Here is a 14,627-nt window from a genome sequence, read left to right on the forward strand (position 1 = left end):
AGCGACGCGGTGGTCGTTGGGCGCAAAGCGCGGGGCTTCCCTTTCCGGCAGGCGGGTATCCCCCTGCGACACAGAAGGAGATGCTGATGCCTGAGGACACCGCCTCCCAGGAGTGGGAAGTCGTCGTTGCCACGCTCTACGACCGGGGTGACCCCGCCAACGGCGCCGAGGAGACCTCTGTGGTTCGAGGTCCGGAGGCCGAAGCCCGGCGGGTGTACGCCGACACGACCGCGCAGGCGGGCGAACGTGGTTACGACTATGTGCGGCTCCGCTGCAGCGGCGCCGATGTGGAGTCGTGGCCGCAGGAGACGGGCTGGACCGTCTAGCCGAGGACGGACAGCGCCGCAGCCCGGGCTTCGGCGGCACTGGAGGTACCGACCACCGCGTCGGCTGCGTCGCGGCACTGCTGCAGTGTCACCTGCGAGAGCTTGGCGCCGACGCCTTGCACCGCGGCGGCCGCGGCCGACAGCGACGTCACCCCGAAGCCGGTCAGCACGCAGGCGAGCAGCGGATCTGCGGCGGCTTCGCCACACACGCCCACCGGTTTGCCTACGGCCGCACCGGCTTTGACCGTCATCGCGACGAGCGCGAGCACGGCGGGCTGCCAGGGATCGGTGAGCGTGGCCAGGTCGGCCGACATGCGGTCCGCGGCCATCGTGTACTGCGCCAGGTCGTTGGTGCCGATCGACAGGAAGTCGACGTGCTGCAGGATCCGGTCGGCGAGCAGCGCCGCTGCGGGCACCTCGATCATGACGCCGGGTGTCAGCCCGTGGGCGCGCGCCTTGTCCGCGAAGTTCTTCGCCTCGTCGGCGGTGGCGATCATCGGCGCCATCACCCAGGGCGGGTTGCCGGTCCGCTCGGCGGCCACGGCGATGGCCTCGAGCTGGTGATCGAGCAGCGCGGGATTGTTGGCGGCGATGCGGATCCCGCGTACGCCCAGTGCCGGGTTGGCCTCGTCGGGGTGGCCGGCGAATTTCAGCGGTTTGTCCGAACCCGCGTCGAGGGTGCGCACCACCACCTTGTTGCCGGAGAACGCTTCGAGCACCTCGGCGTAGATGGAGGCCTGCTCGTCGACGGTCGGCTCGGTGTCGGTGTTCAGGAAGCACAGTTCGGTGCGGAACAGTCCGACGCCCTCGGCCGGGGTCTCCCGGGCAGCCCGTGCCGCGGCCCCGTCCTGCACGTTGGCGAGCACTGCGACGGCGTGACCGTCTGCCGTCGTCCCCGGGCCCGACCAGTCGGCGGCCGCGTCGGCGGCGCGCCTGGCCTCGGCCACCTCGTTGCGGGCGGTGGCCTCATCCGGGGAGACCGTGATGGTGCCCCGGGTGCCGTCGACCAGAACCATTGTGCCCGCGGGAATGTCATCGAGACCTGGAACCGCGACGATGCACGGGATGCCGAGCTGGCGGGCGATGATGGCGGTATGACTGGTGGGCCCGCCGAGCGTGGTCGCCAAGGCCACGACGAGCGAAGGGTCCAGACCGGCGGTGTCGGCCGGGGCGAGGTCCTCGGCGCACAGGACTGACGGTTCGTCGGGCAGGGGCACGCCCGGTTCGGGAAGTCCGTTGAGTTCGGCGACGACGCGGTCGCGGATGTCGCGCAGGTCGGTGACGCGCTCGGCCATCAGACCGCCGAGTTTGGTGAACATCTCGACGAACTGGTCGATCGCGCCGTTGACCGCACGCACGGCCGGCGCTCCGTCCTTGATGCGTTTCTCCGCTGCACCCAGCCAGCCCCGGTCGGTGGCCAGCGTCGCGGTGGCGGCCAGGACTTCGGAGGCCGCGCCCGTCGCGTGGGCGGCACGGTCGCGCAGGCGTTCCGCAACCGCCGCGGCAGCAGCGGTGAAGCGCTGCCCTTCGGCGTCACGGTCTCCCTCGGCGAGATCGGCACCGGCATCGGCGTCGACCTCAGGCAGCCTGCCGGGGCGGATCACGGGCGCGTACTGGACTCCGGCCACAACGGGAACACCGTGCAGAACGGTGCCGGCAGTGGGTGAGCTGAGCGAAGACGACGCGGTCATGTGAACCAGGTTACAAGAAACGATTGACAAGTCAACACATTCAGGAGTAAAACCAAACATATCAACATTGAATCGGGTCCATACCCACACAAGTCCTCGACTCGGAGTCCCATGTATCCGGAAGAACGGCAGCAGGCCATCGCGTCGCTGGTGATGACGAGAGGCCGCGCATCGGTGACCGAACTCGCGCAGGCCTACGACGTCACCACCGAGACGGTGCGCCGCGACCTCGCCGTCCTCGACAAGGCGGGCGTCGTCCGTCGGGTGCACGGCGGCGCGGTACCGGTCCGTGCGCTGCATCTCGTCGAGCCCGGCGTCGGCGAGCGCGACGTTACCCGCGCCGAGCACAAGGACGCGATCGCCGCCGCCGCGGCCGAGTTCTTCCCGCTCGGCGGTGCGAGCGTCCTGCTCGACGCCGGGACCACCACGATGCGGATCGCCGCGAACATCCCCACCGACCGCGAGCTGGTCGTGGTCACCAACTCGGTGCCTATCGCCGCGCGCCTGGCCACGATGCCGTCGGTGACGCTGCAGCTGCTGGGCGGCCGGGTCCGCGGTGTCACCCAGGCCGCGGTCGGGGACCAGGCGTTGCGCGTGCTGGACACGTTGCGTGTCGACATCGCGTTCCTCGGTACCAATGCGATCAGCGTCCGGCACGGACTCTCCACGCCGGACAACGACGAGGCGGCGGTCAAACGAGCGATGGTCAACGCCGCGAATTACGTTGTCGTCGCTGCAGATTCGTCGAAAGTGGGCCGCGAGGACTTCGTCAGCTTCGCTCCGATCTCCGCCGTCGACACCCTCATCACCGACCCCGAGATCTCCGCCGCCGACAGCGCAGAATTGAGCGAACACGGCGTCGAGGTCGTCTGCGCAGGAGGCCAGCAGTGATCGTCACCGTCACCCCCAACCCGAGCATCGACCGCACCGTCACGCTGCCGTCACCGCTGACCCGCGGTGCCGTGCACCGGGTCACATCGGTGACGACTCAGGCCGGCGGCAAAGGTGTCAACGTCGCGAAGGTACTGACGATGGCCGGCGTCGACTCCGTCGCGGTACTGCCTGCGGCCACCAACGACCCCCTGATCAATGCTCTGCAGGCCGCGGCCGTGCCCTATCGCATCGTGACCACCACGGACCCCGCGCGCACCAACCTAACCGTTACCGAACAGGACGGCACGACCACCAAGATCAACGAACCGGGCGCAGCCCTCGACGAGGCGATGCTGACAGCATTCACCGACGCGGTCCTCGACGCGGCGAATGGCGCCGACTGGGTGGTCATGTCGGGTTCCCTGCCACCGGGCGTTCCGGCGTCCTGGTACGGCGATGTCGTCGCTTTCCTGGCGGCACACCCGTGCCGGATCGCCGTCGACACGTCGGACGCACCTCTGGCCGCACTGATCGGTTCGCTGGACCGCGCGGCACCCGACCTGATCAAGCCGAACGCCGAAGAGCTGGCCGGTGTTCTCGGATACTCACCACAGCTCCTGGAAGATGCTGTGGTGCAGGGCGACCCGGGGCCCGTGGTGGATGCCGCGCGACAGCTGATCGACCGGGGGATCGGCGCTGTACTGGCCACCCTCGGCGCGGCCGGAGCCGTCCTTGTCGACGGCAACGGGGCCTGGATGGCCACCCCCCCTCCAATAGTGCCGCGCAGCACCGTCGGCGCGGGCGACTCGTCGCTGGCGGGATACGTCCGCGCCGAGGTCGGGGGCGCCGTCCCCCCACAGCGGCTCCAGATGGCGGTCGCCTACGGCAGCGCCGCTGCAGCTCTGCCCGGGACGAACCTGCCCACCCCCGCCGAGATCGACCTGAATGCGGTTCAGGTGTCACCGATCTCGCCCATTCCTGCCACCCACTGACAACAAGAGACGAAGGTAGTGCCATGACAAGCTCCACCACACCGATCATCACGCGGGATCTGGTGCTCCTGGACGCCGCGATCGAAGGAGACAAGCAGGCGGTCATCACCCGCCTCGTCGACACCCTCGCGTCGGCGGGACGCACACAGGACGCCCAGGGACTGGTCGGCGCCGCGATGGCCCGCGAGCAACAGTCGGCGACGGGTCTGCCCGGTGGTATCGCCATCCCCCACTGCCGCTCTCCCTACGTCGACACCCCCACCATCGGTTTCGCGCGGCTGAAACCCGCCGTCGACTTCGGCGCCCCCGACGGATCGGCCGATCTCGCCTTCCTGATCGCCGCACCTGACTCCGGCGGTCAAGAGCACATGAAGTTGCTGTCAAGCCTGGCAAGGGCTTTGGTGCGCAAGGACTTCGTCGAGTCGCTGCGCAACGCGACCTCGGCCGACGAGGTCGTCGGGCTGGTCGACGGCGTCGTCAACCCGGCACCCGCTGCGCCGGCACCCGCTGCGCCGGCTCCCGCCGCGCAGGCTCCTGCCCAGCAGGCGTCAGCTCCCGTCGAGCAGCCCGCGGCCAAGACCATCGTCGCGATCACCGCATGCCCGACCGGGATCGCCCACACCTACATGGCGGCGGACTCGCTGACGGCCGCGGCCAAGGAAGCCGGGGTCACCCTGGTCGTCGAGACGCAGGGCTCCTCGGGAAGCACCCCGCTGCCGTCGGACACGATCGCCAAGGCCGACGCCGTCATCTTCGCCACCGACGTCGGGGTCAAGGACCGGGGCCGGTTCGCCGGCAAGCCGGTGGTGGCCTCGGGCGTGAAACGTGCGATCAACGAGCCGGCGAAGATGATCGCCGAAGCCGTTGCCGCAGCCGGTAATCCGAACGCAGCGCGTGTCGAGGGGTCGAGCGCTGACGCCGGCAGTGCCGCCCCGTCGGGCAACGTCGGGTGGGGCACCCGGACGCGGCAGATCCTGCTGACCGGCGTGAGCTACATGATCCCGTTCGTCGCCGCCGGCGGTCTGCTCATCGCGCTCGGGTTCCTCTTCGGCGGTTACGAGATCGCCGACACCGGCAACGACATCGCACTGAACAACTCGCTGACCAATCTGCCCGACGGCGGTCTCGCGCAATACCTCGGCGCCATCCTGTTCACCCTGGGCGGCCTGGCGTTCAGCTTCCTCGTTCCGGCTCTGGCGGGCTACATCTCCTTCGCCATCGCCGACAGGCCGGGCATCGCGCCCGGGTTCACCGCGGGCGCACTGGCCGTATTCGTCGGGGGTGGTTTCATCGGCGGCATCGTCGGCGGTGTCATCGCCGGCTTCGCAGCTCTGTGGATCAGCAATCTCAAGACGCCGCAATGGCTTCGGGGCCTGATGCCCGTGGTCATCATTCCGCTGGTCGCCTCGCTGGTCGTCGGTCTGATCATGTTCTTCCTCATCGGCCGGCCGCTGGCGTGGGTCAATACGAGCCTGACCGACTGGCTCAACGGACTGACCGGAACCTCCGCGATCTTCCTGGGTGTGATCCTGGGGCTGATGATGTGCTTCGACCTCGGTGGCCCGGTCAACAAGGCGGCCTACGCCTTCGCGACCGCCGGTCTCGCGGCCGATACCACCGCGTCGTTCGAGATCATGGCAGCCGTGATGGCGGCGGGCATGGTGCCGCCGCTGGCGATGGCCTTGGCGACCACCCTCCGCCCGACGTTGTTCAGCGAGCCGGAGCGGGAGAACGGTCGCGCCGCCTGGCTTCTCGGCGCCTCGTTCATCTCCGAGGGTGCCATTCCCTTCGCCGCGGCCGATCCATTGCGTGTGATTCCGTCGATGATGTTCGGGGGCGCCATCACCGGCGCACTGTGTATGACGTTCGGGGTCACCCTGCGCGCACCCCATGGCGGCATCTTCGTGTTCTTCGCCATCGGCAACCTGCTGTGGTTCGTCCTTGCCCTCGTGGCGGGCACCATCGCCTCGGCGGTGGCTGTCGTGGCCGCCAAGCAGTTCTTCAAGCCGGGCGCCAAGAGCGAACCCGAGCTCGTCGCCGCCTGATCGTCCATCTGTCACCCCACAACGAAGGAGAAACCATGCCTAGCAAGACCGTCATCGTCGGATCGTCCATCGGCCTGCACGCCCGCCCCGCAGCCATCATTGCCGAGGCCGCCGTGAACGCAGGCGTCCCCGTAACGCTCTCGGTGGACGGCGGAGAACCCGTCGACGCCGGATCGGCGCTGATGATCATGACGCTCGGCGCCGGTAATGGCGCTGAGGTCACCGTCGCCTCCGAGGACGAGGGCGCGCTGAACACGATCGCCGAGCTGGTGCAGAAGGATCTCGACGCCTGACCTGGCTTCAGGCAGGCAATGCGACGCAGGGCGGCAGGGACACACTGCCGCCCTGCGTCGCTACCGGCCGCTGATCTCCCCCGCCAAGAAAGCGGAATGACCCCTCCTCGGGCCCCCTTACGCTTTCCTGGTGCCTAGGACGCGCTGCCCCGACCACACATTTTGGTCTGTACCATCGTGGTTGTCGAGTTTGCTGAGAGCGCGTCAGCACATCATGTGCTGGTCCGATACCGCCGGGGGTGACACCGCGTGCGCCGAGTAGGTGCCCTGTTCGTCGCGCTGTGCATGGTGGCGCTGACGGCTCCCCCGGCCGGAGCCATCGAACCCCCGATCATCGATCCTGCGGCCATTCCGCCTGATGAGACGGGTCCGGACCAGCCAATGGAACAGCGCCGCATCTGCGCCGCCCCGACGGCGTTTCCGAACTCGAACTTCGCCGATCGGCCGTGGGCCAGCGACTACCTCCGGCTCGCTGAGGCGCAGAAGTTCGCAACCGGGGCCGGCGTAACTGTCGCCGTCATCGACACGGGCATCAACGGATCACCGCGGGTGCCCGCCGAACCGGGCGGAGACTTCGTGGACGCCGCCGGAAACGGGATGTCGGACTGCGACGCACACGGCACGCTCACCGCAGCCGTCATCGCGGGCCGGCCCGTACCCACCGACGCATTCATCGGCGTGGCCCCCGACGCCCGCATTCTGTCGCTGCGGCAGACGTCCGACAGCTTCTCCCCCGTCGGCGCCCGCAACGATCCGAACGACCCCAACGCCACCCAGACGGCCGGCTCGCTGCGCAGCCTGGCGCGGGCCATCGTGCACGCCGCCAACTTGGGTGCTCAGGTCATCAACATCAGCGAAGCCGCGTGCTACAAGACGACCCGTCCCATCAACGAGGCCGTCGTCGGCGCGGCCATCAACTACGCCGTCAACGTCAAAGGCGCGGTGATCGTCGTCGCCGCCGGGAACACCGGTGAGAACTGCACGCAGAATGCTCCCCCCGATCCGGCCGTGCCCGCCGACCCCCGCGGATGGCAGGAAGTCCAGACGATCGTCTCCCCGGCGTGGTACTCGCCGCTCGTGCTCGCCGTCGGCAGCATCGCACCCAACGGCCAGCCCAGCGGCTTCTCCGTCCAGGGTCCGTGGGTCGGCGCCGCGGCCCCCGGCGAGAACCTGGTCGCGCTGGGCTACGACGGCAATCCGGTCAACGCGCTCCAGGGCGAAGACGGTCCGATCCCGATCAGTGGCACGTCGTTCTCGGCCGCGTACGTCTCCGGTCTTGCCGCGCTCATCAAACAGCGCTTTCCCGAACTGACCCCGGCGCAGGTCATCAACCGGATCACCGCAACCGCCCGCCACCCCGGTGGCGGTGTGAACAATGTGGTCGGCGCCGGCGTGATCGACCCTGTCGCGGCATTGACCTGGGACGTCCCTCCTGGTCCGGCCGAGATCCCGTACAACGTCAAAGCGATTCCACCGCCAGTCCACATCCCACCGCCGGACCGCAGCCCGATCACCGCGGTCGTCGTCGCCGCAGGTGCCGTCGCGCTGCTACTCGGCGTCGGCGCGCTCGCCCGACGCGCATTGAGGCGCCGATGAGCACATTCCGCTCCCTGTTCGGGCTGAGGTTCTCCACCGGTCATGCCCTGTGGGCTGCCGTGCTCATCCCGGCGTGCGTCCTGGTGTTCGCGCGCCTGGAACTGGTGTGGCTTGGCATCACGTTGGGGGTCCTAATCGGTCTGGCGTCGCTGGTGACGATCCGCGGACGCCGCGTCACGGGTTGGGTCGCAGCACTTTTCGCGTGGCGGCGTCGGCACCGGCAACCACCGCCCACGCCGTCAGCACCCGCCGTCGGCGCCACCGTCATCCCGGGCGACCACGTCGCGCTGCGCTGGCAGGACGGCTACGTGGTGTCGGCGATCGAACTGATTCCCCGGCCGTTCACACCCACCGTGATCGTCAACGGCGAGGCACTCACCGACGACGTGATCGACACCAAGGTGCTCGAAAACCTGCTGGCCGCCTACTGTCCGGACCTCGAAGCCGACATCGTGTCGGCGGGCTACCGGGTCGGGAGGACAGCACCTGCGGCACTCGTCGGGCTCTACGAGCAGGTGGTCGGGCCGTATCCCGCCCCCGCCCACCGGCGCACCTGGATCGTGCTGCGGGCCGATCCGGACCGAACCCGTAAATCTGCGCTACGGCGCGACGTCGGCGTGGCCGGACTCGCGCAGTACCTGGTGTCGTCGACGACGCGGATCGCCGACCACCTGGCCAGCAAGGGTGTGGACGCACAACCGGCCCGCAGCTTCGACGATTTCGACGGCGCCACCGAAATCAGCTTCGAACGCGAGACATGGTCGATGGTCAAGGGACGCAGCACATTCACTGCGGCCTACCACGCACCGGGCGGGCCGGACATCTGGTGGTCCGCACGCGCCGACCACACACTGACTCGGGTACGCATCGTTCCGGGGTCGGCACCCACAGCCACGGTGCTGCTGACCACGCTCGCCAACCCGTCCACACCGCGCGGCTTCTCCTGTCTCTACGGAGGACAGCGTGCCGCGCTGTTGGGCGAAAGTCCGGTCACCGACCGGCACTACGAGTTGCCGATCGGATCGGCCGGCGTGCTCGTCGGCGAAACCGCCGACCGCTATCCGGTGTACATGCCGTTCGACAACGTCGACGTCAGCATCAACCTGGGCAACGCGCGACTGTTCACCCAGTTCGTGGTGCGGTCGGCGGCGGCGGGTGCGAATGTCACGCTGCAGCCGCAGTTCCGGGAGTTCGGCGGGTTCGTCAACGCGCAGATCGGTCCCGTCCCCAAGGTGTCGTGGCCGCACGCCACGACATACCTGCGGCCGCATCCCGGCGTCGGCCGAGTCATGTTCCGGGACAACTTCATCGCGACACCGCGACACAAGCAGCTCCCGATCCGGCTGATCAACCCGCGGGAAGAGAGCCGCTATCAGATGGTGCTCGAACCATGATGCGGCCCACCTTCATCCCGCCGTCTCGACCACATGGGGGGTGCTCATGAGTGGTGAAGAACTGCAGGTCGAGCCCAGCGATCTGACGGGCAAGGCGACGCAGATCCGCGGCCTGACCTTCGCATCGATGGGGGCGCAACCCGCGCTCATCTCCCCGGACGCCCTGATCATCAGCAGCGTGGCGATCACCAATCTGTCGGCGAACGCCGAGAACCTCTGGGCGTTCCAGGAATACGGCAGGGTGGAGGGTCAACGCCTGGCCCAGACGCTGGACAACGTGGCCGCCGCCTACTCCGAAGTGGACCAGATGGCGGGCCAAGACATCGGTTCCACCATGGGCGTTCCCGGTGGCCCCGGCAGCGGGTCGGTGATGCCGAAGGGCGTCGACATCCCTGCGCTCCCACACCCGCCGAAGATGCCGATCCCGAAAGGCCAGTTGCCGCCGGATCCGATGCTGGATCCGGTGCAGACGCAGACGGCCCTCGACGCGGGCGACGATGCGGCGTCCCTGCGTGCCGCTGCCACGATGTGGCGGCAGAACGCGACATCGCTGGAGACGTCGGCACAGCAATTCGAAACCAACACCCTGCTGTGGGAAGGCCAGGCCGCTGACGCGGCGTATGCCAAGTTCAACAGCTACCGGGACTGGTTGATCGGGCTCGCCGGCTCCTGGAAACAGCTTGCGGGAGAAGCAGACCGACTCGCCTCTGCGCACGACGCCGCGAAGGCAGACCACCGGCCCATCGCCGAGGAGTACAAGAAATTGTACGAGCAGATGATGAGCCAGCAGAATCCGGCGCAGGCGCTGCCGTTGATCCAACGGATGGCCGAGCTGCAGACGGATTCCGAGGAACTAAGGAATAAGTACGCGCGAGACGGCCAGCCCTATCAGGTCGAGCCTCAGGATCCGCCGTCGCCGGTGGTGGGTGGCACGCCGGTCACCGTCGATGACCATCGTCGGGCGCGCAAGCCCGGGCCCGGGGAGGGCAGCGGTGGCCAGAACGGTTCCGGAGCGCCGGGATCCGGCGGTGGGCAACCGCAGGGTGGGCAGCCCCAAACACCGCAGGAGGCACCGGTTTCCCCGATGTCGGCGGACCAGGCATCCCAGGCGGCCCAGCAGGGTGGCTCGCCCGGTGGGCAGCAAGGCGGGGGTCAGCAGGGTGGAGGCCAGCAAGGTGGTTCACCCGGCGGCGGATCGCCAGGGGGTTCGCCTGGCAGCGGCATGCCGACCCCCGGCAAAGGCCCCGACCCCAAGCTGCCGACGGATCCCAGCCTGAAACCTGCCGCGTCAGGCGGCGGTTCGGCCGGCGGTGGAGGTGCCGGTGGAGGTGGAGGCGTGCCGCAGGCGCCGCTCCAGCCCGCAGTCGGTGCCGAGACGGTGGCGCCGACCCCGGTCGTTCCAGGTGCCCCCATCCCCGTGGCGTCGACAGGCACCGGTGGTGGCGCGATGGGCGGCGGCATGAGCGGTATGGCGCCGATGCACGGCGCGCACGGCGCCGGCGCCGGTGAAAAGAAGCGCAACCCGCAGCTGTCGCCGGATGAACCCCTCTACGTTGAAGATCGACCCCACACCGAGCAGGTCATCGGTGTGCGGCCGCGGCGCCGGGGCGCACCGGACGACACAAAGAGGGGGGAGGCGCAATGACCGACGACATGCATCCCGAGGTGGCTGCGGTGCTGAAGCAGGCACGCCGGCTGCAATCCTTGATGGACGAGCAGCTGGACAAAATGGCCACCGAATCGTTCACGGCCACAGACGAAAACGGAACGGTCGAGGTGACACTCAACGGGCATCAATGGCTCAAGGACGTCTACATCCAAGACGGCTTGCTGCGGTTGGGCACCGAGACGGTCGAGCAGCGCGTGAACGAAGCGTTGCAGAAGGCCAGTGCGGAGGCGTCTGCGTCGATCGATGCCGACCGCGAGCGGTTGGACGCGGTGGTTGCCGAGATCACGGCCGACATCAAGGACACCGACGGAACGTCATAGGCGAAGGATTTAGTGACCTTAGTGGCCCGAGGCCTCTCGTAGGCTAAGCATCTAAAGCCTTGGCTCGAAGCACCTATTGGTTGATTGGGAGAACGGGATGATGGAGCGCGTAGGGGAGCAATCCGCGTGAGCACACCCCCTCCCGGTCACCGGCCACCGCACCCTCCGGAGCCACCGCACGAAAACTTGCAATGGGGGGTTCAGCCCACCCAGCAGCGCGGTAGCAGCGCTGGAAGGCTGATCCTCGGCGGGCTCGCCCTGCTGGTGGTCGTCGTTGTCACAGTCGTTGCGACCCTCTTGATAACCAAGGACGATCCAGACCAGGCATCTCCGCCAACGACGTCGGCGTCTGCCCCGTCGACTACTGATTCTTCCGAATTCGTAAGTGCCGATGATGACGGCCCCGTCGGAATCATCACCGAAGACCCGACTTGTGCAGCTTGGACTCCCATTGCTGAGACGCTGTCAGCGCAAGCTTCAAAGGGATGGAATGACCGAGACCCGTCAGTCCCCGCGACAGCGTGGACGCCTGCGCAACGAACGCAGCACGAAGACATAGCAAAGGCCATGCTTTCTGCTGCCGAAGGCAGTACTGATTTGGCAAAATTGACGCCGCATCGGGTCATGCGGGAGCTTTACGAGCAGGCCGTCGCATACTGGCGCGCCTATGCGGAAGCGGTTCCTTCTTACTCTCCAACAAACGACCCTCTTGCCCGGGTAGCTACGGCGGCGTCCAATGCGATCAGCAATATCTGCTCGGCGATAGTTTATGGATCCGCCGCATCTCGCTCACCTCTCATAAGTCCATCGCCGTCCCCCTATGGCGCAGGCCCCGTTGGCGACCCGGATAATCCGGTCAGGTACGTACGCAAGCAACTATCTGTCTGCCCGGCCTGGATTTCAGCCGCACAGAGCTTCGACAACGACACAGTCGAGTGGCTTTCCACAAATCCTAATACGCCAGCGACACAGTGGTCGCCTGAGCAACAAGACCTTCAACTGCGTATGGCTACTCTTATGGGCAAGAATGCTGGCGAAATGCAGAACCTTGGAGCCCAAAGCCAGAATCCGGTATTCGATGATTTTGCGTCGCTTCTCGCCCAATACCGGCGCGCATATGTTCAATCTATTCCAACCTACGTTGCGGCCGACGCGTATCTTGCAAATACTGCTGCAGAGCTGTCTGCGGTGAATAGCCATGCGTGTAGAGCCGCTGGAGCGCAATAGTGGGGATAGGAAAAGTTACGGGCGAATACATTGAAGAAATGACCGAACCTGCGGGTTGGCCAGATATTGACGAAACGCTGTTAACTGAACGGGCAGCGACGATGCTGGGCATACGAAACGCGGTGCATTCGACCTCAGGCAATTGGAAAGATCAGCAGAGCCGCACCTTTCGTGACGGTGCTTGGACAGGAACTGCCGCGGACGCTGCGGATTCTACGGTTCATGAGCTAATCCAAAAAATGGAACACGTCGAGGCTGACGCAGCTACCGCATACAGCTATTACAATTTTCTTGCAGGGATAGTCGAGCAGATTAAAAGCAGCATCAACAGGAATTTGGCAGCTGCTCAAGGTGTAATTCAAGAGATTCGTCAAAGCCCGGATTATAGCGCTGGAACGAAAGATGCGCTAATCAAGATGTATGTGGCATGGCAGAATTCAATCAACACCGGGTTAGTGAGCGCCAGCACAGGGCAAATCACCAATTTTACAAACTTTGTTTCACCGCCCGGTTCCGTCCCGGAGCCCGTGGCATCCCCCCCGGCGGTAGGGCCTCAGACACCGACACCACCGATTCTTTCCTTTGCGAATTCGAACCGCGGGGGGGCTAACCCAAACCGGCCCGCGCCACCGAGGGCGAACCCACCGAGCCTTGGGAACCATACAGATGGAGGAGGTAGTGACCCAGTTACTCCGGGATCCGTGAATACGGTTCCGAACCAGCCCGCATCGCCGCCCTCCACGCCCCCCTCCACCCCCGGCTCGCCCGGCGGCATGGGCAGTCCAAGCACTTCCTCAGGTACTTCCTCTCCATCCACCCCGATGAGCTCTTCGGGCCCGTCGTCCTCGGGCGGCGGTCCTAGCTCTGCCGGATCACCCTCGGCTTCGGGCGGCTCTCCGTCGACATCCGCGAGCGGTTCTCCGACGGGCGCTTCTCCGGCGGCGACAGGTGCCGGCGGCGGCCAGCCATCCTCTGCAGCTTCGACCGCAGGCGCAGGCAAGGCGCAGGCCACCCCGATGCAACAGTTTGTGAATCAGGCTCCTGCAACACCTTTGGCGTCGTCGGCGCCTGCGCAGTCCCCCGCACCGGCGCCCGCCCCCAGCCAGCCTGCGGCAACCGTCCCGGCATCCGGCGCCGGACCGAGCGGCAGCGGCATGGGTGGAGGCATCGCAGGTTCCGCAGGCCCTGCCCCCGTCGGCGCCCCGCCGTCCGGCGGCGCGCCACCGTCACCACCCGTTCCACTCGGGCCTCCGACCTCGCCCGCACCGCCGGCGCCGCCTCCCGTGGGCGCACCCGGCGCGACTCCCGCCGCGGCGGTCGGCCCCGGCGTCGCGCCGATGTCCGCCTCTCCGAACGCCAGCGCCGGAGCTGCGGCCCCCATCCCGGTGTCCGCGGCCCGCGCGGAACGCGACGCCATCCTCTCGGCATCGACGGCGGGCGCGCTCCGCCGGAAGAACAACGGCAGCGACCCGCTGCACCGGGCCCGCCACATCGCCGCTGCCCTGAATATCGGATTCCTGGACTTCGGCTTCTTCTGGGTCACCGGCGTGACCGCGGACGGCACCATCGTCGTCGCCAACAGTTACGGCATCGGCTACATCCCCGAAGGTGTTCACCTTCCGGACGGGGTTCGGATGGCGTCCGCTGACGACACGATTCCCGTCGCCGAGCGCGCGAAGTGGGTGACGTACCCGATCCTCGCAGTCCAAGGGTGGGCCCAGCATCAGAGCAAGCAACTGCGGGCAGTGGTTGCGACCGAAGACCAGTTCGCGAACTTCGACCCCGGGGTGCCCAAGGTCATCCTGACCCCAGAGGACATCCCCGATGAGGCAATGCAGGGTTGCAGCCGCTTAGAGGTCATTGCGCCCGGCGCGGCCCAACGACTCAGCACAGTCAGCGATTTCGGCTTGAACGAGCTGCTGCCGCCTGCCCCCGCCGACAGCGCACCCCCTGCCGATCAGACCCCGAAACTGTGGTTCGAGGTGTCCAAGCCGCTGATGAGCACCAACCCGCAGCGGGGTACCGCGCATCTGAACGCTTTCATCGCTTACGCCGACCACGCTCAGGAGCTCGCCGTGCACCGGGCCCACAACGCGGCCGAACCCAGCGACCAGCGGAACGCCATCGCCGACTGGGTCTACTGGCAGCACCTTTCCGTCATCATGAGCGACGCCGTGACCGCGGGCGCATCCGTGTAGGTA

General features: G+C 67.2%; 13 protein-coding genes. 11 read left to right on the top strand and 2 right to left on the bottom strand.

Features of this window, described 5'->3' with window-relative positions; genetic code table 11:
* Positions 1-86: 86 nt before the first annotated feature.
* Entirely contained in the window at positions 87-326 is a 240-nt protein-coding gene (locus FHR72_RS01945; protein WP_183466211.1) for a hypothetical protein, read from the top strand.
* Here the strand turns inward: FHR72_RS01945 and ptsP are convergent.
* On the bottom strand, positions 323-2,077 hold the full coding sequence (gene ptsP / locus FHR72_RS01950) for a phosphoenolpyruvate--protein phosphotransferase (RefSeq protein WP_183466212.1): 1,755 nt from the start codon (positions 2,075-2,077) through the stop codon (positions 323-325). The two genes, FHR72_RS01945 and ptsP, sit on opposite strands and share 4 nt — an antisense overlap.
* Before the next feature lie 51 nt (positions 2,078-2,128).
* Here ptsP and FHR72_RS01955 point away from each other — a divergent pair, with 51 nt between their 5' ends.
* The 9 genes from FHR72_RS01955 (at position 2,129) to FHR72_RS01995 (ending at position 12,426) form a co-directional block, all read left to right on the top strand.
* Positions 2,129-2,908 carry a DeoR/GlpR family DNA-binding transcription regulator gene (locus FHR72_RS01955; RefSeq protein WP_183466213.1) on the top strand — a complete coding sequence of 260 codons (780 nt, stop codon included), beginning with the start codon at positions 2,129-2,131 and terminating at the stop codon, positions 2,906-2,908.
* On the top strand, positions 2,905-3,882 hold the full coding sequence (pfkB, locus tag FHR72_RS01960) for a 1-phosphofructokinase (RefSeq protein WP_183466214.1): 978 nt from the start codon (positions 2,905-2,907) through the stop codon (positions 3,880-3,882). Before FHR72_RS01955 ends, pfkB begins: the two co-directional genes overlap by 4 nt.
* Positions 3,883-3,905: 23 nt before the next feature.
* Complete coding sequence (locus FHR72_RS01965) at positions 3,906-5,927, top strand: PTS fructose transporter subunit IIABC (RefSeq protein WP_183466215.1); 2,022 nt, start codon at positions 3,906-3,908, stop codon at positions 5,925-5,927.
* 35 nt (positions 5,928-5,962) lie between these two features.
* Complete coding sequence (locus FHR72_RS01970; RefSeq protein WP_183466216.1) at positions 5,963-6,220, top strand: HPr family phosphocarrier protein; 258 nt, start codon at positions 5,963-5,965, stop codon at positions 6,218-6,220.
* 249 nt (positions 6,221-6,469) lie between these two features.
* Positions 6,470-7,816 (top strand): type VII secretion-associated serine protease mycosin, encoded by a 1,347-nt coding sequence (gene mycP, locus FHR72_RS01975; protein WP_183466217.1) that lies wholly within the window; start codon positions 6,470-6,472, stop codon positions 7,814-7,816.
* Positions 7,813-9,210, top strand: coding sequence for a type VII secretion protein EccE (gene eccE / locus FHR72_RS01980; protein ID WP_183466218.1), 1,398 nt, complete (start codon positions 7,813-7,815; stop codon positions 9,208-9,210). Before mycP ends, eccE begins: the two co-directional genes overlap by 4 nt.
* 46 nt (positions 9,211-9,256) lie before the next feature.
* Positions 9,257-10,855 (top strand): PPE domain-containing protein, encoded by a 1,599-nt coding sequence (locus FHR72_RS01985; protein WP_183466219.1) that lies wholly within the window; start codon positions 9,257-9,259, stop codon positions 10,853-10,855.
* Positions 10,852-11,199, top strand: a complete 348-nt coding sequence (locus FHR72_RS01990; protein WP_183466220.1) for a YbaB/EbfC family nucleoid-associated protein — start codon at positions 10,852-10,854, stop codon at positions 11,197-11,199. Before FHR72_RS01985 ends, FHR72_RS01990 begins: the two co-directional genes overlap by 4 nt.
* A gap of 567 nt (positions 11,200-11,766) precedes the next feature.
* The gene (locus FHR72_RS01995) at positions 11,767-12,426 is read left to right on the top strand and encodes an ESX-1 system-associated protein (protein WP_183466221.1); all 660 of its coding nucleotides are present in this window, start codon (positions 11,767-11,769) and stop codon (positions 12,424-12,426) included.
* 1,033 nt (positions 12,427-13,459) lie between these two features.
* On the opposite strand, the gene FHR72_RS26395 is transcribed toward FHR72_RS01995, so the two are convergent.
* Entirely contained in the window at positions 13,460-13,594 is a 135-nt protein-coding gene (locus tag FHR72_RS26395; protein WP_260155718.1) for a hypothetical protein, read from the bottom strand.
* Between the two features lie 169 nt (positions 13,595-13,763).
* Between FHR72_RS26395 and FHR72_RS02000 the strand changes: the two genes are divergently transcribed.
* On the top strand, positions 13,764-14,624 hold the full coding sequence (locus FHR72_RS02000) for an EspK C-terminal domain-containing protein (protein ID WP_183466222.1): 861 nt from the start codon (positions 13,764-13,766) through the stop codon (positions 14,622-14,624).
* Positions 14,625-14,627: the final 3 nt, after the last annotated feature.

This window comes from Mycolicibacterium iranicum, assembly GCF_014190915.1.
GTDB lineage: Bacteria > Actinomycetota > Actinomycetes > Mycobacteriales > Mycobacteriaceae > Mycobacterium > Mycobacterium iranicum_B.